Genomic DNA, 23618 nt, shown 5'->3' with positions numbered 1-23618 from the left:
CCCCACGATCCAAGGACGGTTGCCATGGCCGATCAGGTGTACGACGAAGTCGTCGACCCCGTACCGGACGAGGAGGGCTACGCCCGAGGACTGGGCAGCCGCCAGATCCAGATGATCGCCATCGGCGGCGCCATCGGCACCGGCCTCTTCCTCGGCGCGGGCACCGCCATCTCCAAGGCCGGCCCCAGCCTGATCCTCAGCTATGCGGTGGCCGGCCTGGTGATCTTCGCGATCATGCGGGCGCTGGGCGAGCTGCTCACCTACCGCCCGGTCTCCGGCAGCTTCGCCGAGTACGCCCGGGAGTTCCTCGGTCCGTTCGCCGGGTATGTCACCGGCTGGACGTACTGGCTGTTCTGGGTGGTCACCGGCATGGCCGAGACCACCGCCGCCGCCGTGTACGTGAGGTTCTGGGAGCCCGGCATCCCGCAGTGGCTCAGTGCGCTGGCCTTCCTGGTGATCCTCTATGCGGCCAACCTGATCTCGGTGAAGCTCTTCGGCGAGATCGAGTTCTGGTTCTCGATGATCAAGGTGACGGCGATCATCGGCATGATCCTGATCGGCATCGGGGTGCTCACCCTCGGCTTCAGCAAGGCGGGTGACACGGCGTCAATCGGCAATCTGTGGAACGACGGAGGCTTCTTCCCCAAGGGGATCGGCTCGACCGTGATGACCCTGCAGATCGTCATGTTCGCCTACCTCGGAGTCGAACTGGTCGGCGTCACCGCGGGCGAGAGCGAGAACCCGGCCAAGACCCTGCCCCGGGCCATCAACACCCTGCCCTGGCGGATCGCGCTGTTCTACATCGGTGCGCTGATCATCATTCTGGCGCTGGTCCCGTGGCGGGAGTTCCAGCCCGGCGTCAGCCCGTTCGTGGCCGCCTTCGGCAAGGTCGGCATCCCGGCGGCGGCCGGAATCATCAACTTCGTGGTGCTCACCGCCGCGCTCTCCTCCTGCAACTCCGGGATGTACTCCACCGGCCGGATGCTGCGCGACCTCGCCCTGCGCGGTCAGGCACCCGCCAGGATGACCTCCCTCAACGCGCGCAAGACCCCGGCGGCCGCGATCACCGCCTCCTGTCTGCTGATGGGCCTCGGCGTGATCCTCAACTACCTCGCCCCGGCCAAGGCGTTCGAGTACATCACCTCCGTCGCCACCGTCTGCGGCATCTGGACCTGGGCGATGATCCTTATCTGCCAGATCCGCTACCGCGCCGCCTGGAAGGGCGGCCACCTCCCGCCGCCCACCTTCAAGGCGCCCGGCGGGGTGGCCGTCAGCTGGGCCGCGCTGGCCTTCCTGGCCCTGGTCGTGGTCCTGATCGGCTTCGACCCGGACAACCGGATCTCGCTCTATGTCTTCCCCGCCTGGGCGGCACTGCTGGTGATCGGCTACCAGGTGCTCAAGCGCGTCCGTCCCGAGGCCGTCCACGGCCAGGCGCACGACCACCTGCACGCCGGGTCCGGCAGCTGAGACACCGGAACCGGCTTTCGAACCGGGCTGGCTATCCTGACCGCATGCTGACCATCACCCGAGAGCTGCACGACGCGATCGTGGCCCACGCCCGCGCCGATCACCCGGACGAGGCCTGCGGCGTGGTCGCCGGACCGGCCGGCAGCGACCGCCCCGAGCGCTTCATCCCGATGCTCAACGCGGCCCGCTCGCCCACGTTCTACGAGTTCGACTCCGGTGACCTGCTCAAGCTCTACCGCGAGATGGACGACCGGGACGAGGAGCCGGTCGTCGTCTACCACTCGCACACCGCCACCGAGGCGCACCCCTCGCGCACCGACGTCAGCTACGCCTCCGAGCCGAACGCCCACTACGTCCTGGTCTCCACGGCCGAGGGCAACGGCGCAGAGGATCCGTTCGAGTTCCGTTCGTTCCGCATCGTGGACGGCGTGATCACGGAGGAAGACGTCCAGGTCGTCGACGCGTAGCGGCCCTGCCCAGTGCGGACCGAACGGGCCCGCCGCACCCCCGCCGGGGGTGCGGCGGGCCCGTTCGCGTCGGTGCTGTCTCAAGGGGAGAAACGGAAACATCCGCATCGCAAGACGGAGATGTCGATGCGGGGGCGGGAATCTATACGATGAGCCCATGCGTTCCGTCGATGTGAGCAACCAGGCCCCGGGCATCCGCCTCGTGGCGCGCCTGCACGTCGACCTGTGCCGGCTCGCCAGCGCGATCTGTCCCGGCCCCGCCGACGCCAGCTGACCTCGGCACCGACCGCCGCCCCGCCCACCGGGGCCACCCGCCCTGCCGCGAGCCGTGCGGCACCCGAACCCACTCCACAGGAGCTCAGCCATGGCCATCGAGGTCCGCATCCCGACCATCCTCCGCACCTACACCGACGGAGCCAAGGCCGTCGAGGGGGCGGGCAGCAACCTCGGGGAGCTCTTCGCCGACCTCGACACCCGCCACCCGGGCATCGCCGAGCGCCTGCGGGACGAGAGCGGAGAGCTGCGCCGCTTCGTCAACGTCTACCTCAACGACGAGGACGTCCGCTTCCTCGGCGGCGTCGCCACCGAGCTCGCCGACGGCGACAGCGTCACCATCCTCCCGGCCGTGGCCGGCGGCGCCAACTAGCCTTCCGCAGCAGGGCGGCACCGTCGCAGCGCCCTGCCGGATCCTCAACCACCCTCGACCGCCGGAGGCCCCGTGCGCTACGACAGCCCGCTCGAAGCCGTCGGCAACACGCCGCTGGTCCGACTGCCCAGCCTCTCCGCGGCCATCCCGGGGAACGAGAGCGGCCTGGTCAACCTCTGGGCCAAGCTGGAGGACCGCAACCCGACCGGCTCGATCAAGGACCGCCCGGCCCTGCACATGATCGAGCGCGCCGAGGCCGCGGGCAGGCTCACCCCCGGCTGCACCATCCTGGAGCCCACCAGCGGCAACACCGGTATCTCGCTCGCCATGGCGGCCAAGCTCAAGGGCTACCGCATGGTCTGCGTGATGCCGGAGAACACCAGCGAGGAGCGCCGCGAGCTGCTCCGGATGTGGGGCGCCGAGATCATCTCCTCGCCCGCAGCCGGCGGCTCCAACACCGCGGTCAGGATCGCCAAGGAGATCGCGGCCGAGCACCCCGACTGGGTGATGCTGTACCAGTACGGCAACCCGGACAACGCCGGTGCGCACTACGCCACCACAGGGCCGGAGATCCTCGCCGACCTGCCGTCCGTCACGCACTTCGTCGCCGGGCTCGGCACCACCGGCACCCTGATGGGCGTCGGCCGCTACCTGCGCGAGAAGGTCCCCGGCATCCGGATCGTCGCCGCCGAGCCGCGCTACGACGACGTGGTCTACGGGCTGCGCAACCTGGACGAGGGCTTCGTCCCCGAGCTGTACGACGCCGAGGTGCTCAGTACCCGGTTCAGCGTGGGGTCGGCCGACGCGGTGCGCCGCACCCGCGAACTGCTCCAGCAGGAGGGCATCTTCGCGGGAGTGTCCACCGGCGCCGTCCTGCACGCCGCGATCGGGGTCGGCCGCAAGGCCGCCCAGGCCGGGGAGCGGGCGGACGTGGTCTTCGTGGTCGCCGACGGCGGCTGGAAGTACCTCTCCACCGGCATCTACACCGCCGCCTCCACCGAGGAGGCCGTCGAGGCCCTCCAGGGCCAGCTCTGGGCCTGAGCCCTCGTCGGTCCGTACGGCTTCCGGGCGCGGTACCCCTCGGGGTGCCGCGCCCGGTTCCGTCTCCCGCAGGTCTGTGACATTCGGGTAATTATCCGTTCCAAGCTCCTGGTTCGTCACGGATCGACCACAGGGTCCGTTGTGTGACGGAGTACGCCGGTAGGCCGGAAAAGGGTGGTCGCAAGACCCCGAGAGCAGTCTCGGAGACCGTGCCCCTAGGTGGTCCAGATGAGCTCACGCAGCAACGAATTGTGGTCCTATGCGGAGATCGCCCGGCATATCAACGTCCAGCCCGACAGCGTCCGCAGCCTCCGCAGGCACGGCGTGCTCCCGGAGCCGGACCTCACCGACGCCGGAGGCCACCCGCGCTGGTACGCGGACACCATCCGGGCCTGGGCGCGCAATCGGCCCGGTCGCCGCTGAGCACCCGAACGGCTCTGCCCGGGGCACCCGTCCCCGAGCACCCGAACGACTCTCCCCCGAGCGCTCGAACCGCTGCCGCCGGGCGTCCGCACAGTCCCGGCTCCGGCCCGGCCCGTTCTGGTGATTCCAGCCACAGCGCGGCACGGGGACGGGGGCAAAGTGCCCCTCCGCCCTTACTCTCGACAGGCGACCACAGTGCTACCGACAGGTAGTGGCAGCGGGTGTGGACCATGACCCAGCGGGGCGGAGGGGCTCGGCATGAAACTGACCGTGGTGGGGTGCTCGGGGAGCTTCCCGTCCGCCGAATCTCCCTGCTCCAGCTATCTGGTCGAGGCCGACGGCTTCCGCGCCGTGCTGGACCTGGGCAACGGCGCGCTCGGCGCCCTGCAGAACTACTGCGGCCTGTACGAGGTCGACGCCGTCCTGCTCAGCCATCTGCACGCGGACCACTGCGTCGACCTCTGCGCCTACTGGGTCGCCCGCAACTACCGGGTGGAGGGCTGCCCCGCGCCCGTCCCGGTCTACGGCCCGGCCGGGACGGCTGCGCGGCTCGCCCGCGCGTACGACATGCCCGAGGACCCGGGTATGAAGGAGGTATTCGACTTCCACACCCTCAGAGCGGGCAGCTTCAAGCTCGGCCCGCTGGGGATCACCGTCGCACCCGTGAACCACCCGGTCGAGGCGTACGCCTTCCGGATCGAACACGGCGGCCGGAGCCTGGTCTACTCCGGGGACACCGGCGAGAGCGCCGAACTGGTCGAACTCGCCAAGGGCGCCGACCTCTTCCTCTGCGAGGCCGCCTTCACCCACGGCAAGGAGGAGATCGAGGCCGTCCACCTCAACGGCCGCCAGGCCGGCGAGCATGCCGAGGCCGCCGGGGTGGGCCGCCTGGTGCTCACCCACATCCCGCCGTGGACGGACGCCGAGTACAACCGGCGGGATGCCGGCAAGGAGTACCGGGGCCCGATCGAACTCGCCCGCGCCGGCGCGGTCTACGAGGTCTAGGTCTCCGCAGTCGGCAGCCGGGTACCGCCTGCACGCCGCCGCCGGGCGGCTGTGACCCCGTGGATACGAGCGGACCCCGCCCTGGTCGACAGGGCGGGGTCCGTGGGCCGAGGAGGCGTCAGGCCTTGGTGACGTCCTCGATCTCGCCCTCGGGCTCGCGGCCCGGGGTGGGGAGGTTGAACTTGGTGATCGCGAAGCGGAAGAGCACGTAGTACAGCGCCGCGAAGACCAGGCCGATCGGGATGATCAGCCACGGCTCGCTGGCCTTGCTCCAGGCGAGTGCGTAGTCGATCAGGCCGCCGGAGAAGGTGAAGCCGTCGTGGACGCCGAGGGCCCAGGTGACACCCATCGAGAGCGCGGTCAGCACGGCGTGGATCGCGTACAGGACCGGCGCGATGAACATGAAGGAGAACTCGATCGGCTCCGTTACACCGGTGACGAAGGAGGTCAGGGCCAGGGAGATCATCATGCCCAGCACGGCCGGACGGCGCTCGGGGCGGGCACAGTGCGCGATGGCGATGGCGGCGGCCGGGAGCGCGAACATCATGATCGGGTAGAAGCCCGACATGAACTGTCCGGCGGTGGGGTCACCGGCGAAGAAGCGGGTCAGGTCGCCGTGGACGACGGTGCCGTCGGACTTGGTGAAGTCACCGGTCTGGAACCAGGCGTAGGAGTTGACGAACTGGTGCATGCCGACCGGCAGCAGGCCGCGGTTGATCAGGCCGAAGGCTCCGGCGCCGAAGGCACCGGCACCGATCAGGGTGTTGTTCAGGCTGCCGATGGCGTCACCGACCGGGCCCCAGCAGAGGGCGAAGAGCACGCCGACGGCGGTGCCGACGAAGGCCATGATGATCGGGACGAGTCGGCGGCCGTTGAAGAAGCCGAGCCAGTCCACCAGCTTGGTGCGGTGGTACTTCTGCCACAGGACCGCGCTCAGCAGACCGATGACGATACCGCCGAGCACGCCCGGGTTCTGGTACGTCGCGGCGACCCACTTGCCGTTCTCGATGTGGCCCTCGGTGATCGGGAACGCGGTCAGCACGTTCTTGTAGACCAGGAAGCCGACCAGGGCGGCGAGGGCGGTGGAGCCGTCGGCCTTCTTGGCGAAGCCGATCGCGATGCCCACCGCGAAGAGCAGCGGGAGGTTGTCGAAGACAGCCCCGCCTGCGGTGGAGAACACCGCGGCGACCTTGTCCCACTGCAGCCCGTCCTTGCCGAAGACGTCATCCTGGCCCAGCCGCAGCAGCAGGCCGGCTGCGGGCAGGACCGCGATCGGGAGCTGGAGGCTGCGGCCGATCTTCTGAAGGCCCTGGAGCAGGTTCTGGCCGAACTTCTTGGCGGGGGAAGGGGCCGGTGCCGCAGCGGGCGTCGGTGCCTGCGCAGTCGTACTCATGGGGGATGGTTCCTAACGACAGGGCGGGTCGGTCGGGGGAGGTGCTTCGGGGGCCGAACCGCGAACTGGTCTACACCACTAGTGGTGTAGACCAGTTTTGTAGCACGCGCCGACAAGGGGGGGAACCCCTGGAAGCCGTGCGGCTGGGAAGTGCTATGAAATCGAAACCTTGTTGCGGATTGACGATCATGGCCACCGGGCGTGATTTCGATTTTGGAGAGTTGCGCAACAAAAGGCCCCGTCCGCCGCCGGTGCACCGCGCCGGGGCCCGCTCTCGCCCTGCCGCGGTGCACCGATATTCGGGGCAACTGATTCCGGCGGGGCATTCGGCCCCTTTCCAGGATGCCGAAAGGCCCCCGGGCAGTGGGACCGGGAGCCTTCTGCGGACCGGGATCAGGCTTTGGTGACGTCCTCGACCTCGGACTCGTCCTCGCGCCCGGGGGTCTTCAGATCGAACCTCACGATGATGAAGCGGAAGACCGCGTAGTAGACCACCGCGAAGCAGAGTCCGATCGGGATGATCAGCCACGGTCTGGTGGCCAGACCCCAGTTGATCACGTAGTCGATCAGGCCGGCCGAGAAGCTGAAGCCGTCGTGCACCCCCATCGCCCAGGTGACCGCCATGGAGACACCCGTCAGTACGGCGTGCGCACCGTAGAGGGCCGGGGCGATGTAGGCGAAGGAGTACTCGATCGGCTCGGTGACACCGGTGACGAAGGAGGTCAGCGCCACCGAGGTCATCAGGCCGTAGATCTCCTTGCGGCGGTGCGGCTTGGCCGAGTGCGCGATGGCCATCGCGGCGGCGGGCAGTGCGAACATCATGATCGGGAAGAAGCCGGAGGTGAACTGTCCGGCCGTCGGGTCGCCCGCCAGGAAGCGGGGGATGTCGCCGTGGGCCACGGTGCCGTCGGGCTTCGGGTAGTCGCCGAACTGGAACCAGACGAAGGTGTTCAGCAGCTGGTGCATACCGATCAGGAGCAGCGCGCGGTTGGCCAGGCCGAAGATTCCGGAGCCCGTCGCGCCCAGATCGGAGAGCCACCTGCTGAAGGAGGTGAGCCCGTCCCCGATCGGCGGCCAGACCCACAGGCAGAGGCAGGCGAGGGCCAGTCCCACCAGTGCGGTGATCATCGGCACCAGGCGGCGGCCGTTGAAGAAGCCGAGCCAGTCCACCAGCTTGGTGCGGTGGAAGCGCACCCACAGCCAGGCGGACATCAGGCCGATCAGGATGCCGCCCAGCACGCCCGGGTTCTGGTACGTCGCGGCCGCCGCCCTGGCCGAGGTGAAGTCCACGCACTGGTCGCCGACCAGCTCGGTCGGCGCCTTGCAGTCGACCGGGAAGGCGTGCAGCACCTTGTAGTAGACGAGGAAGCCGACGACCGCGGCCAGCGCGGTGGAGCCGTCGGCCTTCTTGGCCATGCCGATGGCCACGCCGATGCAGAACAGCAGCGGAAGGCCGAGCGAGGAGTCCAGCAGGGCGCCACCGGCGGCGGCGAAGACCTTGGCGGCGTCGTCCCAGCCGAGGCCGTCCTTGCCGAAGACGTCGTCCTGGCCGAGCCGGTTCAGCATGCCCGCCGCGGGGAGCACGGCGACCGGCAGCTGAAGGCTGCGCCCCATCTTCTGCAGGCCGCCGTAGAGGTTGTGCCACCGCTGTGTCCGGGGGACTGCCGTGGCACCTGCTGAACTCATCTTCGCCCTCCGGGTGCGCTTGGCCCGCCTGTGACGGCCGTTCGGTCGGTGCGGGTGTCAGGAACACCGGGGGCCGGTCCCGCGTTGTCCGGAGTGCACCTAATATTGGTGTAGACCACTTATCGCAGAGTCGGTCGCGTCGGACCCAGGTCCCACTGATCGTTCATCCTTGGGTGAAGATCAGTAACTCGCGCGCCGAATTGGGCCAAAAGTGGACTAACGTGGCATATCGGCCAGACTCGGGTGATGCTGGTCGCGCTGTTGGGCAGCGCGGCATCTGAGCCCGCATCACCTCCGGCAGTAACCCAACGCACCGAGCAGGACGGCACCCGGCAGAGCAGCCGACGCGCCGAGACAGAGGGAGAAAGACATGGCCAGCAAGGCTGAGAAGATCGTCGCCGGCCTCGGCGGCCTCGACAACATCGAAGAGGTCGAGGGCTGCATCACCCGCCTGCGTACCGAGGTCGTCAACCCCGAACTGGTCGACGAAGCCGCGCTCAAGGCCGCCGGCGCCCACGGTGTCGTCAAGATGGGCACCGCGATCCAGGTCGTCATCGGCACCGACGCCGACCCGATCGCCGGTGAGATCGAGGACATGATGGACTGAGCCGACGGCTCACCACGAAGGCCCGCCGACCCACACGGTCGGCGGGCCTTCGTACTCCCCGGGAACGACTAGGCTCGGAGGCTATGTCACGCATCGACGGCCGCACCCCCGACCAGCTCCGCCCCATCACCATCGAACGGGGCTGGAGCAAGCACGCCGAAGGCTCCGTCCTCATCTCCTACGGCGACACCAAGGTGCTCTGCACCGCAAGCGTCACCGAAGGCGTCCCCCGCTGGCGCAAGGGCAGCGGCGAGGGCTGGGTCACCGCCGAGTACTCCATGCTCCCGCGAGCCACCAACACCCGCGGCGACCGCGAATCCGTCCGCGGCAAGATCGGCGGACGCACCCACGAGATCAGCCGCCTGATCGGCCGCTCGCTGCGCGCCGTCGTCGACCACCGGGCACTCGCCGAGAACACCATCGTCCTCGACTGCGACGTCCTCCAGGCCGACGGCGGCACCCGCACCGCCGCCATCACCGGCGCCTACGTCGCCCTGGTCGACGCCGTCTCCTGGGCCCGCGACAAGAAGCTGCTCCGCGCCAAGGGCCAGCCGATCACCGGCGGCGTCTCCGCCGTCAGCGTCGGCATCATCGACGGCGTCCCGATGCTCGACCTCCAGTACGAGGAGGACGTCCGGGCCGAGACCGACATGAACATCGTCTGCACCGCCGACGGCCGCTTCGTCGAGGTCCAGGGCACCGCCGAAGGCGCCCCCTTCGACCGCGACCTCCTCAACCAGCTGCTCGACCTCGGCAGCCTCGGCTGCGCCGAACTGGACGAGATCCAGCGCAAGGTGCTGGAGGGCTGACCCTCCGTCAGGGGCACGGGCTCCGGGCGCGACCGCTGTACAGGCGGGCCCCGGAGCCCGTACCGTTCGGCACAGTCGTCCGGCCCCGGGAACCGTCGGCGCCCGAACGACCGTCTTCCGCTACCGGACCAGCCCCAGCGCCATCACCGGAGGATCAGCGATGCAGCACAGCATCAACCGCTCCACCACCCTTGCCGTGGCCGCGCTCATCCTTCTCCTCCCACTCAGCGCCGTCAGTTGCTCCGCCACCCAGAAGGCGATCGACTGCGGCAACACCGCCGTGAAGATCACCGGCGATGTCGCGGACGCCTCCACCGCCTTCAACAACGCCGACAAGGACCCACAGGCTGCGGGCCGGGCCATGCAGAAGCTCAAGAAGGACCTCGACCAGCTCGGCCGCAACTCCAGCGACACCGACCTCACCAAGGCCATCGCCGACCTCCAGACCCAGGCCGACAAGGTGCAGCAGGCGGTCGACTCCAAGGAGGCCCCCGACCTCAAGCCGCTCGGCGACGCGGCGGCCAAGCTGAGCAAGGTCTGCACCGGCTGAGCCACTGGTTAGGGTGGGCTGCATGACTACCCGACGCCTCGTCCTCGCCACCCGAAACCAGCACAAGGTCGCCGAGCTGCACGCCATCCTCGGCGACGCCGGCCTGGACGTCGAACTCGTCGGAGCCGACGTCTACCCCGAGATCCCGGACGTGCCCGAGACCGGTGTCACCTTCGCCGAGAACGCCCTGCTGAAAGCGCACGCCCTGGCCCGCGCCACCGGACTGCCCGCCGTCGCCGACGACTCCGGCCTCTGCGTGGACGTCCTGGGCGGCGCACCCGGCATCTTCTCCGCCCGCTGGGCCGGCAAGCACGGCGACGACCGCGCCAACCTGGACCTGCTGCTCGCCCAGCTCTCCGACATCGCCCAGCCGCACCGCGGCGCCCACTTCGCGTGCGCCGCCGCACTCGCCCTCCCCGACGGCACCGAGCGCGTGGTCGAGGGCCGCCTGCTCGGCACTCTGCGCACCGCCCCCTCCGGCGACGGCGGCTTCGGCTACGACCCGATCCTCCAGCCCCTCGGCGACACCCGCACCTGCGCCGAACTCACCCCCGCCGAGAAGAACGCCATCAGCCACCGCGGCCAGGCCTTCCGCGCCCTGGCCCCGGTGGTCGCCGAGCTGCTCGGCTGACGGGATATCGGCGAAAAGGCGAGAGCCCCTTCTCCTTGGATTTGAAGGAGAAGGGGCTCTTTTTCCTGTGCGCCCGGTGGGACTCGAACCCACGACACTGCGATCCTAAGTCGCACCTCTCTAGCCAGCTGGAGTACGGGCGCAGGCTGAAGTCAGCCTACCGTCTGCGAGTCGCGGGAGGGTAATGGGCAACGGGTCCAACTTCAGGCCGCGCGTCCGTCCTTCTTGTTTCGTCCGCAGTAGGTCGGGGTGATGGAGTGACAGTTAGGGCACAGCAAACGGAGGTTCTCGACCCGGTTGTCGAGCCAGTCGCCGTTGATGTGGTCCACCTCCAGTGTCATCGGCTCGCCGAGCCAGGTGGGGGGAGTGCCGCACATGCCGCAGATGTCGGGTTGGCCGATGTGCACCAGCATGGCGCGCAGCCGGTCCCCGGGAGTTCGGTGGCTGCCGGGAGGTAGCTGTACGAGTAGTTCCTCGGGCTTGCGCCGCGGGCCGGTCTTCTTGCCCTTGTTGTGCAGCTGTCCGGTGAAGTGACTGGTGTCGATTCCGTGCAGCTCGATGTTCTCCTTTACTCGTCGTCGGGAGGTACCGCTCTCGACCAGGTCGAGTGCTTGCAGGACGCCGCTGATGCTGAAGCGCTCGGCGACCACTTGCGCCAACACGTCCTTGGAGATCAGCTTTGGGCCGCGCCTGCCGTCGCTCCGGAAGGTGAAGTGCGATGTGTCTATGCCGAAGTCAGCGAGTCGCTTCTTGAAGTACGAGTAGATGCTGTCGTACGGCGTGACGCCCATGTAGTCGAGCATTCCGTTGATGCTGGTGCTGTTGGCAGCGGCCTCCGCCAGTTGTTCCCTGGTGTAGCGGCGACGTCCGTAGTCGGGGCGACCCTGGTTGAAGTGGGTGGTGTCGATGCCGTAGTGCTTGAGGCGCTTGCTGAGGTAGCTGTGGGTGCCGCCTGCCATCGGTACGCCGAGCCTGCGCATCATGTCGTTGACGCTGCTCGACTCGGTGGCGAGTCGAATGAGCAGCTCGCGCGTGTACTTGACCGGCATTGTCGTCCTCCCGGGCTTGATGATGCGCCCGTCCCCCACGGATACGAACGAGTGGTGGGGGAGTGGGGTTACGGGGTGCGGGAGATGAAGATGTGATGAGAGTCACCGCATGGACTTGACAACGGACGGCGGTCAATTGGTGCAGACCTATTGACCCTTCTGGTTCAGACCACATACGGTCACGCCAACCTGCAGCGTGGCAGTCCGGCGAGTTGACCGTGGGTCAGCTGTGGGGTGTGTCCGAAACCCCCACATGCGCGTCCCCCACAGCGCGCCGACACTCACTCCTGGAGGCCGAGTGTTGATCCGAACCATGGCGGAGCAGCGTCCCGCCGCTGCCGGCCGCCGGAACTCCGGTACGCGGGTGGCGTTCGCTGCCGCCGCCGGTTCTAGCAGCCCGAGCACTCCCGCGAGCTGCACCGGCGCGCCGAGCTGGGCCGCGACGACCGCGTACGCCACCACCGGCACCAAGGTCTCGTGGAAGGGCCACTACTACACCAACAGGTGGTGGAGCCAGGGCGAGGACCCCACAACCACCGGCCAGTGGGGTGTCTGGAACGACCTCGGTCCCTGCTGACCCGAGGTGACGGCGCCGGTGCCACCGCGTCGTCGACGAGGCGGTCGGGGCGAAGGCCCGGGCGTCCGAACTCGGCATCGACCTCAGGGCGGTGAACCCCGGTGCCCGGATGAACCGTTCGGCTCCCTCGGTGGACGGACCGGGGGAGCCGAACGGAGCGTCAGGCTGCGGGGATCTTCAGGTCGCGAAGCAGCTTGGCGACGTGCCCGGTGGCCTTGACGTTGTAGAGGGCGTGCTCGACCTTGCCCTGCTCGTCGACGATGACGGTGGAACGGATCACGCCGACCACGGTCTTGCCGTACAGCTGCTTCTCGCCGTAGGCGCCGTACGCCGCGAGGACGGACTTGTCCTCGTCGGAGACCAGGGTGACCTTGAGGTCCTCGGTCTCGCGGAACTTGCCGAGCTTCTCGGGCTTGTCGGGGGAGATGCCGATGATGTCGTACCCGGCGCCGGCGAAGACCTCGAGGTTGTCGGTGAAGTCGCAGGCCTGGGTGGTGCAGCCCGGGGTGAGAGCGGCCGGGTAGAAGTAGACGATCACCTTGCGGCCGAGGTGGTCGGCGAGGGACACCTGCTTGCCGTCGGCGTCGGGCAGGGTGAAGGCGGGGGCGGTGTCGCCGGCCTTGAGGCGCTCGCTCACGATTGGATCTCTCCTCGTGCGTGGACTGGTGGTCGTACCACGGCAAACTTACTACCGTTCCTCTTCGGTGAGCGGGGGGAGTCCGTGGTCACTGCGCACGCCCCGAACGGTGCAACACACAGCTGCACGCACTCGACAGCCAGCAGTTACCGACCCCCCGATGGTGGGTGGGCCGCGCGTACGAGCGGGCCAGCTGACAGACTGACCTCGACGGACGATACGAGTGATCAGGTAAGGGGTGGCCCGAGTGGGCAAGGCCGGCACTGAGGACAAGGCGGCGCGGACGACCGCCCAGATCGAGGCGGACATCGAGCGGACCCGCAAGCAGCTGGCGGTGACCCTGGACGAACTCGCCGTGCGCGTTCACCCGAGCACGGTGGCGGCGCAGACCAAGGCGAAGATGATGGCCTCGGTCGAGCAGAAGGCCGGGCGCGCGTACGTCGCGGCGAGCGGTGCCGTCGAGCAGCTGAAGGCGCAGTTCACGGACGCCAGTGGCCGGCCGCGCCAGGAGCGGATCGTTCCGGCCGCTCTGGTGGGCGTCGGCGTGCTGCTGCTGCTCGCCTCCTCGCGCAGCAGGCGCAAGAAGGGCTGAGCGCGGCCGTACACGGGGTGGGAGGGGCCGGGCCACCGGCCCCTTCGGCTTTGCCGGGTCAGCGTCACGGCGGCGGCGCGGGGCGGGTACCGTCGGGGGCGTGAGCACGAATGCAGAGCAGAGCGAGCAGTACGAGGCGCTGCGCCACGACCGGCTCGGCGAGAAGCTGCCGATCAAGATGTTGCACGACCGGGTACTGGTGAAGACCGAGGCCGGGGAGGGCGAGCGCCGTTCGACCGGTGGCATCCTCATCCCGGCGACCGCGGAGCTGTCCAAGCGCTGCGCGTGGGCCGAGGCGGTCGCCGTCGGTCAGAGCGTGCGGTCGGTGGAGCCGGGGGACCGGGTGCTGTACGACCCGGAGGACAAGTTGGAGGTCGAGGTGCGCGGCGCGACGTACGTGCTGCTGCGCGAGCGCGATCTGCACGCCGTGGCGGCGGTGCGCTTCGGTGACACGGAGGGCTCGACGGGTCTGTACCTCTGACGAGGCCCCCTGGTTGCGAGAAGAGGACGAGCCCTCCCCGGACACCGAGGAGGGCTCGTGCTCTTGGGGTTGTGTACCAGCCGGGTTCAGCGGCCCTGCGCGCAGAGATCGAAATCGCGTGCCGGGTGGGGGCAACGGTCAACATGGCTGTGTCATCAGCCGGTTGGAAAAGTGTTTGTCCGTCAGTCCCGAATGTCGGAGCACGGGTTCAGTGCGTGCCGGATGCTGCGGGGGTCGGGCGGGGACGGGCGGCGAGCCTGGCTTCGCTGAGGGCGAGGCCGGTCACCGAGGCCAGCAGGACGGCGGTGCCGGCCGCGGTCGCGGTGGTGAGGTGCTCGCCGAGGAGGGCGACAGCGATCACGGTGGCGCTGACCGGCTCGATCAGGGCGATCACCGAGGCGGTGGTCGCCCGCACCATGGCGGCTCCGGCGAAGTACAGCGCGTACCCGAGTGCGGTGGGCACGGCGGCGATGTAGACCATCAGGCCGAGGGTGCGTCCGAGCTCCGCCGACTGCGGCCACAGCCCCTCGGCAGCGGCGAACGGGAGCAGGCAGACCGTGCAGACCGCGAAGGAGCGGACGGTGGTGCCGAAGGCGTCCGCCGACCGGCCGGAGCGGCCCTGATGGCGGGTGTAGAGGGTGATGCAGGCGTATCCGGCGGCGGAGAGCAGTGCCCAGGCCACCCCGGCGGGACGGACCTCGCCGCTGCCGCTGCCGTCCCCGAGGACCAGGACGGTGAGTCCGGCCAGCGCACCGGCCACGGCGGTGCCGCCCGCGCCGCCGATCCGCTCACCCATGGCCAGCCGGGCGCCGACGGCGATCAGCACCGGTGCCGCGCCGAGTGTGACCACGGTGGCCACCGCCAGCCCGGTGCCCCGGACGGCTTCGAAGTAGGCGGCCTGGAAGACGGTCAGGCCCAGGCCGTTGACCAGGGTGTCGGTGATCCGTCGGCGGCGTGGCTGCGGCGCGGCCGGACCGGTGCGGTGGCGGCCGGTGGCCAGGGAGGTGAGCAGCAGCAGGGTCAGGCCGCCGATTGCGCGCCAGAAGGTCAGGGCCATCGGGCCCAGGCCGCTGCTGCCGTAGAGCAGTGCGGCGGCAGCGCCCGCGGTGCCCCAGGAGGTGGCGGCGACGGTGATGTAGAGCATGCCCCGCCCGATGGACAGGGTGCGTACGGCAGAAGACACGGGTGTTCTCCCACAGAAGACTCGGATGTCGGTCGTGTGCTCCCGTCTGCGGGCAGCGGCGACCGGCCCGGGGACTCGCGCCCGGGTCAGGGTCTTGTGTGGCCTGCCGCCCGCTCAGGCGGCAGGAGGTGGCAGAACTCCGACGTGCATGGGGGTCACCCTACTCCTGGTCCGTTCACCGGCCGTGGGTGCCGCTGCCGGGGTTCGGGACGGTGGTGGTTTCGGCCGGGTTCCAGGGCAGGCGGCCGGAGGGGAAGCGGCTCGGGAACCCGGGAGGGAGGCCGGGCAGGCTCGGCGAAGGTACGGAGGGCATGGAGGCCGCGGGAGGTGCGGACGGTGTGGGGGCCGGTCTGGGCGAGCGGCTGGGTGCGGGGGACGGCGCCTTGTGGGGCGCGGCCCGGTGCGGAGGGACGTCGGTGGGCTCGTGGTTGTCACCGCTGAGCCGGAGGTCGAAGTCCTTCAGTGGGCTGCCGCGCAGGGCGCCGTCCATGTAGGTGGTCCAGATCGCGGTGGGGAAGGCGCCGCCGTTGATCCGGGCGAGGCCGGCCGTCCCGGCCAGCGGCAGTTTGGCGTGCGTCTTCGGGTTCTCGCGGAACAGGCCGACGGCGGCGGCCAGTTCGGGGGTGTAGCCGGCGAACCAGGCGGAGCGGTTGCTGTCGGTGGTGCCGGTCTTCCCGGCGGCCGGGCGGTCGAGGGAGAGGGCTCGGGCACCGGTGCCGCTGGGGCTGATCACGTCCTCCAGCACGTCGGTGACGGCATCGGCGGTGTCCCGGCTGACGGCGGTGCGAGCGGGGTGCCCCGGCAGTTCGGGGACTCCGCTGTCGCCGGGCCGCTCCAGCCTGAGCACTGACCAAGGGGCGATCGCCCGGCCGTGGTTGGCGAACGTGGCGTATGCGGCGGCCAGGTCGATCGCGCTCGGTGTGGCGGTGCCCAGGGTCATCGAGGTGTTGGCCGGGTCCATGCCGGGGACGGTGTCGGGGAAGCCCAGTTTCACGGCGGTCTGCCGTACCTCGGAGAGTCCGGCGTCCACGCCCTCCTGGGCGTAGACCGAGTTGACGGACTTCATCATGGCGTAACGGAGCGAGGTGGGGCCGTAGTCGATGTCTTCCTCGTTGGGCGGTGCGTACCGGGTCGGGCCGCCGACGACCGGGCGGCGGGAGTCGCCGTCGTACAGGGTGCGGGTGGTGATCCAGTGGCCTTCCTGGGTGGTGCGGTCACCCTCCAGGCCGGCGGCGAGGTCGATCGGCTTGAAGGTGGAGCCGACCTGGTTGTCCTGCCGGGTGGCGTCGTTGAAGGGCTGGCTCGCGTAGTCGGGGCCGCCGTAGACGGCGACGATCCGGCCGGTCGCGGGGTCGATGGAGGCGCCGGCCACCCGGACGTCGGTGTCGGTGTCGGGGCGGGCCTGCGGGTCGAGTTCGGCGGTGAGTTCGCTCTTGACGGCGGCGACGAAGGCGTCCTGCTTGGTCTTCTCGAAGGTGGTGGTGATCTTCCAGCCGCCGGCCTTGAGACTGGCGGCGTCCAGGACTCCGGTGGTGGAGAGGTAGTCGTCGGCGATGCCGACCAGGTAGCCCGCCTGGCCGCTGAGGCCCTTGGTGGGCCGTGCGTCGATCGGCTCGGGGAAGGTGAGCGAGGCGCGGGCACTCTGGTCCAGGAAGCCGAGCGAGACCATGCCGTCCAGTACGTAGTTCCAGCGGGCGATCGCCTTGTCCCGGTTGGCGGGGGTGCTGTTCTTGACGTCGTACGAGCCCGGGGCCTGCAGCAGGACGGCCAGATAGGCTCCCTGGGCGGTCGTCAGGTGGTCCGAGTCCACGCCGTAGTACGCCCGGGCGGCGGTCTGGATGCCGTAGGCGTTGCGGCCGAAGTAGCTGGTGTTGAGGTAGCCCGCCAGGGTCTGGTCCTTGTTCTGCTGCTGGTCGACCTTGAGTGAGATGAACAGCTCCTTGACCTTGCGGGTGAGCGTCTGGTCCTGGGTCAGGTAGTAGTTCTTGACGTACTGCTGGGTGATGGTGGAGCCGCCCTGGGTGCCTCTTCCGGTGGTCGCCACGCTCCGGAGGTTGTACCAGGCGGCGCGGACCATGCCCTTGAGGTCGACTCCCTTGTTGCGGTAGAAGGTGCGGTCCTCGGCGGAGACCACGGCGTGCCGGGTGTCCGGCGGGATCTGCCGGATCGTCACGTCCTCGCGGTTGACCTCGCCGGTGCGGGCCAGCTCGGTGGTCCCGTCCGCGTAGTAGTAGACGTTGCTCTGGGCCACCGCGCGGGCGTTGGGGTCGGGTACGGGGACGAGCAGATAGAGCGTCACGAATGCGGCGATGCCCAGCAGTAGCAGGCCGAGCAGGCTGCCGAGCGCCATCCGCCAGGTCGGCACCAGGCGGCGCCACCGGCGCATCGCCCGGCGCCGGGCCTTGCGGGCGGTGCGCCTGGCGCGGCGGCGGTCGCGGCGGGAGCCCTCGGCGCGGTCCTCTCCCTCCAGCGAGTCGGGCGGTCCGGGCAGGCCGGTCGGACCCGGCGTGCTTCCGGTGGCGGGCGGCTGGTCCGGTGACTCCTGGCTCATGGGTGGATTATGGGCGATTTGGTGCGTAATCAGATGTTTTTGGCTGAGATCGGGGCGCGGGTCGGACTTTGCGCCCCCCGGGGGCTTGCGGCATCGAAAAGCGGCTGCGCCGGGCGACGGCCGGCGCTACGGTGAAAGGTGACAACCACATAGCGCACCCGAGAGCCCGCAGCTCCGCCCGCACCCCGCCACCCCCGGGGGTCCGTCGGTCGGAGCCGATCGGCGCTGCGCGTGCGCAGGTGGTGAGCCGCCGAGTACCGCGCCACAAAAAGTCGACAAGGAGACAATATGGAGATCCCTGTGGGGCTCGGACCGGAGAACGGAGCCCATGCTCCGGACACCGGACAACTCTCCCGTGACGGCCGGTGGGACACCGGACGGCTCTACCTGGCCATCGCCAAGGGAGCCTTCCGCCGCTACTCCACCTATCGCGCGGCCACCGTCGCGGGCACCGTCACCAACACCGTCTTCGGCTTCATCCTCGCCTACACCTTCCTCGCGCTCTGGCAGGCCAGGCCCGGCCTCGGCGGCTACGACACCGCCCAGGCCGTCACCTACATCTGGATCAGCCAGTCCCTGCTGGTCACCGTCGCGGTCTGGGGCGGCGGCTTCCAGGACGAAGTCCAGGACCGGTTCCGCACCGGCGACATCGCCATCGACCTCTACCGCCCGGTGGACTTCCAGGGCTGGTGGCTGGCCACCGACCTCGGCCGGGCCGCCTTCCATCTGGTCGCCCGGGGCCTGCTGCCCACCCTGGTGGGCGCGCTGGCCTTCCACCTCAGACTGCCCACCGACCCGCTGGTCTGGGCCGTCTTCCTGCTCACCGTACTGATCGCCGTGGTGGCCAGCTTCGGACTGCGCTTCCTGGTCTCGCTCACCGGCTTCTGGCTGCACGACTCCGAAGGCATCAGGGCGGTGATGCTGGTGGTGGCGATGTTCTTCTCCGGGATGCTGCTGCCGATCGGCCTCTTCCCCGGCCGGCTCGGCGAACTCGCCCACGTCCTGCCCTGGGCCGCGCTGATCCAGATCCCCACCGACATCCTGCTGGAACGCCGCACCGGGGGAGCCGTGCTCACCGGGATCGCCTTCCAGCTCGTCTGGGCCCTCGTGCTGCTCGCCGCAGGACGCGCCGCCCAGCTGCTCGCGACCCGCAAGGTGGTGGTCCAGGGTGGCTGAACTCCTCGTCCCCGAACCGCAGGTCCGAGGGCCCGAGCCGCAACTCCTCGCCCCCGAGACCCGGATGGCCAGGGTGCGCTGGGCGCTGCGCTCCTGGCGGCTGGTCGCCGCCATGTGGACCCGCGCCACCATGGCCTACCGTGCCTCCTTCTACCTGATGTTCGCCGCAAGCATCGCCGCGACCTCGCTGGACTTCGTCGTCCTGCTGCTGATGTTCCAGCACACCGACAGCCTCGGCGGCTGGTCGCTGCCCGAACTCGGCTTCCTGTACGGGACGTCCGGGCTCTGCCTGGGGCTGGCCAACCTGCTGGTCGGCAGCGCGGACGCGCTCGGCGACCGGATCCGCACCGGCACCCTCGACACCATGCTGATCCGGCCCGCCCCCGCGCTCGCCCAGCTGTGCGCCGAACGCTTCTCGCTGCGCCGCCTCGGCCGTCCCCTCCAGGCCGCCTCCGTGCTCGCCTGGTCGCTCACCGAACTGCACGTCCGGTGGACGGCCGACCGGGTGCTGCTCGTCCCCGTCCTGCTGGTCTGCGGCACCGTCATCTTCGGCGCCGTCTACATCGGTGGCGCCACCCTGCAGTTCTGGTGGGGCGAGGTGAGGGAGCTCCAGAACTCCCTCACCTACGGCGGTGCCACGCTGATCCACTACCCGCCGACCATCTTCGCCAAGGAGCTGGTCGCCGGGGTCGTCTTCGGCATCCCGCTGGCCTTCGTCAACTGGCTGCCCTCCCTGCGCATCCTCGGCAAGCCCGACCCGCTCGGCCTGCCCACCGCCTTCCAGTACGCCTCCCCGATCGCCGCCGCCCTCTGCGTCCTCGCCGCCGCCCTGGCCTGGCGGGCCGGGCTGCGCGCCTACCGCGGCACCGGCAACTGACCACCAACACACAGGAGTTCCCATGAGCCTCATCGAACTGCAGGACATCCGGCGCAGCTTCACCATCCGCACCAAGGCCGGCCGGCTGCGCCGTGAGAAGCGCGAGGTGCACGCCGTGGACGGCCTCAGCTTCAGCATCGACGCCGGTGAGTGCGTCGGCTACATCGGCCCGAACGGCGCCGGCAAGTCCACCACCATCAAGATGCTCACCGGCATCCTCGTCCCCAGCAGTGGACGCCTGCGGGTGGCCGGGGTGGACCCCGCGCGTGAACGGGTCAGGCTGGCCCGGCGGATCGGCGTGGTCTTCGGCCAACGCACCACCCTCTGGTGGGACCTGCCCCTGCGCGACTCGTACGAGCTGGCGCGCCGGATCTACCGCATCCCCGACGCCCGCTACCGCGCCAACCTCGACCGCTGCATCGAACTCCTCGACCTGGGCGGCCTGCTGGACACGCCGGTACGCCAACTCTCGCTCGGGCAGCGGATGCGCGGCGACCTGGCCGCGGCCCTGCTGCACGACCCGCAGGTGCTCTACCTGGACGAGCCGACCATCGGCCTCGACGTGGTCAGCAAGGCCCGGGTGCGGGAGTTCCTGCGGGAGGTCAACACCCGGCAGGGCACCACCGTGCTGCTCACCACCCACGACCTGGTCGACATCGAGCAGTTGTGCGGCCGGGTGATGGTGATCGACCACGGCCGGGTGGTCTACGACGGCAGTCTGGACGGGCTGCACGCCGCCGGGCAGAGCGAGCGCACCCTGGTGGTCGACCTCGCCGAGGCCGGGCCCGCCATCGAGGTCGCCGGAGCCCGCGTGGTCAAGGTCGAGGGCCCGCGCCAGTGGCTCGCCTTCCCCGCCCAGCAGAGCGCCGCACCGATCGTCGCCGCCGTCGCCGCCCGCTACCCGCTCGCCGACCTCTCGGTCCGCGAACCCGCCATCGAGGACGTCATCGCCCGGATGTACGCGGAGGTGGCCATCGGCTGAACGGTGGATGTCCGGGGGTGCGGGTCTAGGCCGTCGGGGTGAGTGCGCAGTGACCTGGGAGTGGCAACGGCGTTAGTCGCCTTGTGACTTCACGAGGGCCGGCGCAGCGGACGGTCTCGCCCGACGTCAGCGTCGTTATCGCCGTCTACAACACCATGCCGTACCTCACCGCCTGTCTGGACTCCCTGGTGGGCCAGAGCATCGGCCATGAACGGATGGAGATCGTCGCCGTCGACGACGGCTCCACCGACGGCGGCGGCGAAGAACTCGACCGGTACGCGGCACTGCATCCCGGGCTGCTCAAGGTCCTGCACCAGGCCAACTCCGGTGGCCCGGCCCACCCCACCAACCGGGGGACGGCCGAGGCCACCGGACGGTACGTGCTCTACCTCGGCGCCGACGACTGGCTCGGCGCCGAGGCCCTGGAACGCATGGTCGCGGCCGCCGACCGCTGGGAGTCTGAGGTCCTGATCCCCAAGCAGGTCGGCGAGAACGGCCGACTCGTCCCGCAGGGCATCTTCGACCGCACCGCCCCCGAGGTCGGCTTCACCGACTCCGCGCTCGCCTGGGCCCTGGCCGACACCAAGCTCTTCCGGCGGGACCTGCTGCAGCGCCACGGCCTGCGAAGGCTGGAGGACCTCCCCGTCCACAGCGACCAGCCGTTCACCCTGGAGGCCCTGCTGCACGCCAAGCGGGTCTCCGTCCTCGCCGACTACGACTACTACCACCTGGTGCTCCGTCAGGACGGCAGCAACGTCACCCACCGCGCCGGGCCACTGGACCGGCTGCGCGGCGTGCGGGCGATCCAGGAGGTCGTCCAACGCCGCACCCGGCCCGGGCCCGAGCGGGACGCCATCCGCAGCCGCCACTTCGGCTGGGAGGTACCGCAGTTGCTCCAGGCGGACTTCCTGCGCCTGGACCACGAGTTGCAACGGCAGGTCTGCGCGGGAATCGCCGCACTGCTGAGCGACTACGCCTCGCCGGCGCTGCTTGCCCGCCTGCCCGTCGCCGACCGGCTGCGGCTGGTCCTCGCGCAGCGCGGTGAACTCGCCGTACTGCGCGGCCTGATCGAGTACGAGCTCGCCAACGGCAGCCCGGCGGCGATTCGCTGGCGCGAACGCGAGTACGCGGGCTACCCCCTCTTCGGCAGCCGCCGACGGCTGCGACTGCCGGTCGAAGTGTTCGCGCTGGCGGATCCGGGCCCGCCCGTCGGGAGTCTGGTGGTGCTGCGGCGGCGAATCATGCGGCGGCTGCCGCCGAAGCTGCGGCGGGCCCTACGGCACAGTCTTGGACGGGCAGTTCGGCGAGGGCTTCCGGCCCGAGCCGGTGCACGAGCGGGCGAGAGGTGAGCGGGATGGACATCTGCGTGGTCGGGCTGGGGAAGATCGGCCTGCCGCTGGCGGTGCAGTACGCCGGGAAGGGCCACCGCGTCACCGGTGCGGACATCGCACCCGAGGTGGTCCGGACGGTCAACGACGGCCGCCCGCCCTTCCCGCGCGAGGCCGAACTCGCCGAGCGGCTCAAGCAGGTGGTGGCCGACGGGCGGCTCACGGCCACCACCGACACGGCGGCGGCCGTCGCGGGGGCGGACGCTGTGGTGATCGTCGTCCCGCTGGTCACCGGCGCGGACGGCACACCGGACTTCTCCCTGCTGGACGCCGCCACCGACGCGGTCGCGGCCGGGCTGTGCCGGGGCACCCTGGTCAGCTACGAGACCACCCTGCCGGTCGGCAGCACCCGGGGACGCTGGGCCAGCCGTCTGGAGGCCGGTTCGGGCCTGTCGGCCGAACGGGACTTCGGGCTCGTCTTCAGCCCCGAACGGGTCCGTACCGGACGGGTCTTCGCCGATCTGCGCCGCTACCCCAAACTGGTCGGCGGGGTGGACGAGCGCTCGGCCCGGCAGGGCATCGAGTTCTACCAGTCGGTGCTCGACTTCGACCCGAGGCCCGACCTGCCGCGCGGCAACGGCGTCTGGGACCTCGGCTCGGCGGAGGCCGCCGAGTTCGCCAAGCTGGCCGAGACCACCTACCGGGACGTCAACATCGCGCTGGTCAACCAGTTCGCGCGCTTCGCCGACCGCTGCGGGGTCGACCTCGCGGCCGTGATCGAGGCGTGCAACTCGCAGCCGTACAGCCATCTGCACCGGCCGGGCATCGCCGTCGGCGGCCACTGCATTCCGGTCTACCCCAGGCTCTATCTGTGGAACGACCCGCACGCGAGCGTGGTCCGGGCCGCGCGGGAGGCCAACGAGACCGTGCCCGCGTACGCGGTCGGGCTGCTGGAGGGTGCGCTCGGCCCGCTGTCCGGGGTCGGGGTGCGGGTGCTCGGCGCCTCCTACCGGGGCGGGGTCAAGGAGACCGCGTACTCGGGCGTCTTCCCGCTCGTCGAGGCACTGCGGGCGGCCAGAGCCGTGCCGTACGTCAGCGACCCGCTGTACACGGAGGCGGAGTTGACGGCACTCGGACTGCCGCCCCACCGGGACGAGCCGGTGACGGCCCTGGTGGTCCAGGCCGACCACCCCGAGTACCGCGAACTGTCGGCGGCGGACTTCCCGTCCGTCCGCGTCCTGCTGGACGGCCGCCGGGTGACCGACCCGTCCCGCTGGGCGGGCGTACGCCACATCGTCCTGGGCGGCGGAGGCCGACCAGTCCCCTGAAGACCGCAGGGTCCGCGCGTCCGTGAAAGCAACCGCAGGTTCCCCGTGGATCCCGTACGGGGAAACCCCGGTGTGATCCCGACTCGGTGGGCTGGAGGGCTCTGCGGCGGGGGCGTCGGGGCAGACTGTCGG

At 70.1% G+C, this 23618-nt stretch carries 25 protein-coding genes and 1 tRNA gene; 19 read left to right on the top strand and 7 right to left on the bottom strand.

What is annotated here, in order from left to right; translation table 11 throughout:
• The first annotated feature begins 24 nt into the window (after positions 1 to 24).
• From P3T39_RS17840 to P3T39_RS17815, 7 genes are all read left to right on the top strand, one after another.
• Positions 25 to 1467, top strand: a complete 1443-nt coding sequence (locus P3T39_RS17840; protein WP_280698737.1) for an amino acid permease — start codon at positions 25 to 27, stop codon at positions 1465 to 1467.
• A 44-nt stretch (positions 1468 to 1511) separates the two neighbouring features.
• Entirely contained in the window at positions 1512 to 1934 is a 423-nt protein-coding gene (locus tag P3T39_RS17835; RefSeq protein WP_280698734.1) for a M67 family metallopeptidase, read from the top strand.
• A 157-nt stretch (positions 1935 to 2091) separates the two neighbouring features.
• Positions 2092 to 2208 carry a putative leader peptide gene (locus P3T39_RS37575; RefSeq protein WP_348534355.1) on the top strand — a complete coding sequence of 39 codons (117 nt, stop codon included), beginning with the start codon at positions 2092 to 2094 and terminating at the stop codon, positions 2206 to 2208.
• A 90-nt stretch (positions 2209 to 2298) separates the two neighbouring features.
• On the top strand, positions 2299 to 2580 hold the full coding sequence (locus P3T39_RS17830; protein ID WP_280698733.1) for a MoaD/ThiS family protein: 282 nt from the start codon (positions 2299 to 2301) through the stop codon (positions 2578 to 2580).
• A 72-nt stretch (positions 2581 to 2652) separates the two neighbouring features.
• Positions 2653 to 3621: a cysteine synthase gene (locus tag P3T39_RS17825; protein WP_280698731.1), complete on the top strand. Its 969-nt coding sequence runs from the start codon at positions 2653 to 2655 to the stop codon at positions 3619 to 3621.
• Positions 3622 to 3849: 228 nt separating this feature from the next.
• Positions 3850 to 4044 (top strand): MarR family transcriptional regulator, encoded by a 195-nt coding sequence (locus P3T39_RS17820; RefSeq protein ID WP_280698729.1) that lies wholly within the window; start codon positions 3850 to 3852, stop codon positions 4042 to 4044.
• Positions 4045 to 4302: 258 nt separating this feature from the next.
• The gene (locus tag P3T39_RS17815) at positions 4303 to 5049 is read left to right on the top strand and encodes an MBL fold metallo-hydrolase (protein WP_280698727.1); all 747 of its coding nucleotides are present in this window, start codon (positions 4303 to 4305) and stop codon (positions 5047 to 5049) included.
• A 118-nt stretch (positions 5050 to 5167) separates the two neighbouring features.
• Here the strand turns inward: P3T39_RS17815 and P3T39_RS17810 are convergent, their stop codons facing one another.
• Together P3T39_RS17810 and P3T39_RS17805 are read right to left on the bottom strand one after the other, a co-directional pair.
• Positions 5168 to 6442, bottom strand: a complete 1275-nt coding sequence (locus P3T39_RS17810; RefSeq protein ID WP_280698725.1) for a PTS transporter subunit EIIC — start codon at positions 6440 to 6442, stop codon at positions 5168 to 5170.
• A 393-nt stretch (positions 6443 to 6835) separates the two neighbouring features.
• Positions 6836 to 8128, bottom strand: coding sequence for a PTS transporter subunit EIIC (locus P3T39_RS17805; RefSeq protein WP_280698723.1), 1293 nt, complete (start codon positions 8126 to 8128; stop codon positions 6836 to 6838).
• Between the two features lie 370 nt (positions 8129 to 8498).
• Between P3T39_RS17805 and P3T39_RS17800 the strand changes: the two genes are divergently transcribed.
• The 4 genes from P3T39_RS17800 to rdgB all read left to right on the top strand — a co-directional run bounded on the left by P3T39_RS17800 (position 8499) and on the right by rdgB (position 10725).
• On the top strand, positions 8499 to 8735 hold the full coding sequence (locus tag P3T39_RS17800) for a PTS glucose/sucrose transporter subunit IIB (protein ID WP_280698722.1): 237 nt from the start codon (positions 8499 to 8501) through the stop codon (positions 8733 to 8735).
• Positions 8736 to 8818: 83 nt separating this feature from the next.
• Positions 8819 to 9544, top strand: a complete 726-nt coding sequence (gene rph / locus P3T39_RS17795; protein WP_280698718.1) for a ribonuclease PH — start codon at positions 8819 to 8821, stop codon at positions 9542 to 9544.
• 160 nt (positions 9545 to 9704) lie between these two features.
• Positions 9705 to 10094 carry a hypothetical protein gene (locus P3T39_RS17790; RefSeq protein ID WP_280698716.1) on the top strand — a complete coding sequence of 130 codons (390 nt, stop codon included), beginning with the start codon at positions 9705 to 9707 and terminating at the stop codon, positions 10092 to 10094.
• A 22-nt stretch (positions 10095 to 10116) separates the two neighbouring features.
• Positions 10117 to 10725 (top strand): RdgB/HAM1 family non-canonical purine NTP pyrophosphatase, encoded by a 609-nt coding sequence (gene rdgB / locus P3T39_RS17785; RefSeq protein WP_280698714.1) that lies wholly within the window; start codon positions 10117 to 10119, stop codon positions 10723 to 10725.
• Positions 10726 to 10793: 68 nt separating this feature from the next.
• Here the strand turns inward: rdgB and P3T39_RS17780 are convergent.
• Together P3T39_RS17780 and P3T39_RS17775 are read right to left on the bottom strand one after the other, a co-directional pair.
• Positions 10794 to 10868, bottom strand: a tRNA-Leu gene (locus P3T39_RS17780).
• A 60-nt stretch (positions 10869 to 10928) separates the two neighbouring features.
• Positions 10929 to 11774: an HNH endonuclease gene (locus P3T39_RS17775; protein WP_280698712.1), complete on the bottom strand. Its 846-nt coding sequence runs from the start codon at positions 11772 to 11774 to the stop codon at positions 10929 to 10931.
• Between the two features lie 313 nt (positions 11775 to 12087).
• On the opposite strand from P3T39_RS17775, the gene P3T39_RS17770 reads away from it, so the two are divergent.
• A complete protein-coding gene (locus P3T39_RS17770) occupies positions 12088 to 12351 on the top strand; it encodes a hypothetical protein (RefSeq protein WP_280698710.1) in 264 nt (87 codons plus the stop codon).
• Positions 12352 to 12511: 160 nt separating this feature from the next.
• Here P3T39_RS17770 and bcp read toward each other — a convergent pair whose 3' ends face one another.
• Entirely contained in the window at positions 12512 to 12988 is a 477-nt protein-coding gene (bcp, locus tag P3T39_RS17765) for a thioredoxin-dependent thiol peroxidase (RefSeq protein WP_280698709.1), read from the bottom strand.
• Positions 12989 to 13235: 247 nt separating this feature from the next.
• Here bcp and P3T39_RS17760 point away from each other — a divergent pair, with 247 nt between their 5' ends.
• Together P3T39_RS17760 and P3T39_RS17755 are read left to right on the top strand one after the other, a co-directional pair.
• Positions 13236 to 13580, top strand: coding sequence for a DUF3618 domain-containing protein (locus P3T39_RS17760; protein WP_280698707.1), 345 nt, complete (start codon positions 13236 to 13238; stop codon positions 13578 to 13580).
• A gap of 178 nt (positions 13581 to 13758) precedes the next feature.
• On the top strand, positions 13759 to 14061 hold the full coding sequence (locus P3T39_RS17755) for a co-chaperone GroES (protein WP_280698916.1): 303 nt from the start codon (positions 13759 to 13761) through the stop codon (positions 14059 to 14061).
• A 208-nt stretch (positions 14062 to 14269) separates the two neighbouring features.
• Here the strand turns inward: P3T39_RS17755 and P3T39_RS17750 are convergent, their stop codons facing one another.
• Both P3T39_RS17750 and P3T39_RS17745 read right to left on the bottom strand, forming a co-directional pair.
• Positions 14270 to 15244, bottom strand: coding sequence for an EamA family transporter (locus P3T39_RS17750; RefSeq protein ID WP_280698704.1), 975 nt, complete (start codon positions 15242 to 15244; stop codon positions 14270 to 14272).
• Positions 15245 to 15419: 175 nt separating this feature from the next.
• The gene (locus tag P3T39_RS17745; RefSeq protein ID WP_280698702.1) at positions 15420 to 17795 is read right to left on the bottom strand and encodes a transglycosylase domain-containing protein; all 2376 of its coding nucleotides are present in this window, start codon (positions 17793 to 17795) and stop codon (positions 15420 to 15422) included.
• Positions 17796 to 18083: 288 nt separating this feature from the next.
• Here P3T39_RS17745 and P3T39_RS17740 point away from each other — a divergent pair, with 288 nt between their 5' ends.
• From P3T39_RS17740 to P3T39_RS17720, 5 genes are all read left to right on the top strand, one after another.
• Positions 18084 to 18971, top strand: a complete 888-nt coding sequence (locus tag P3T39_RS17740; RefSeq protein ID WP_280698700.1) for an ABC-2 family transporter protein — start codon at positions 18084 to 18086, stop codon at positions 18969 to 18971.
• Positions 18964 to 19848 (top strand): ABC-2 family transporter protein, encoded by an 885-nt coding sequence (locus P3T39_RS17735; protein ID WP_280698698.1) that lies wholly within the window; start codon positions 18964 to 18966, stop codon positions 19846 to 19848. Before P3T39_RS17740 ends, P3T39_RS17735 begins: the two co-directional genes overlap by 8 nt.
• A gap of 22 nt (positions 19849 to 19870) precedes the next feature.
• The gene (locus P3T39_RS17730) at positions 19871 to 20830 is read left to right on the top strand and encodes an ATP-binding cassette domain-containing protein (RefSeq protein WP_280698694.1); all 960 of its coding nucleotides are present in this window, start codon (positions 19871 to 19873) and stop codon (positions 20828 to 20830) included.
• Between the two features lie 83 nt (positions 20831 to 20913).
• Complete coding sequence (locus P3T39_RS17725) at positions 20914 to 22179, top strand: glycosyltransferase (RefSeq protein ID WP_280698693.1); 1266 nt, start codon at positions 20914 to 20916, stop codon at positions 22177 to 22179.
• Between the two features lie 5 nt (positions 22180 to 22184).
• On the top strand, positions 22185 to 23486 hold the full coding sequence (locus tag P3T39_RS17720) for a nucleotide sugar dehydrogenase (RefSeq protein WP_280698692.1): 1302 nt from the start codon (positions 22185 to 22187) through the stop codon (positions 23484 to 23486).
• The last annotated feature ends 132 nt before the right edge of the window (positions 23487 to 23618 follow it).

Source organism: Kitasatospora sp. GP82 (genome assembly GCF_029892105.1).
GTDB lineage: Bacteria > Actinomycetota > Actinomycetes > Streptomycetales > Streptomycetaceae > Kitasatospora.
The sequence above is the reverse complement of the archived record's forward strand: the minus strand, read 5'-3'. Positions and strand labels throughout refer to the sequence as shown.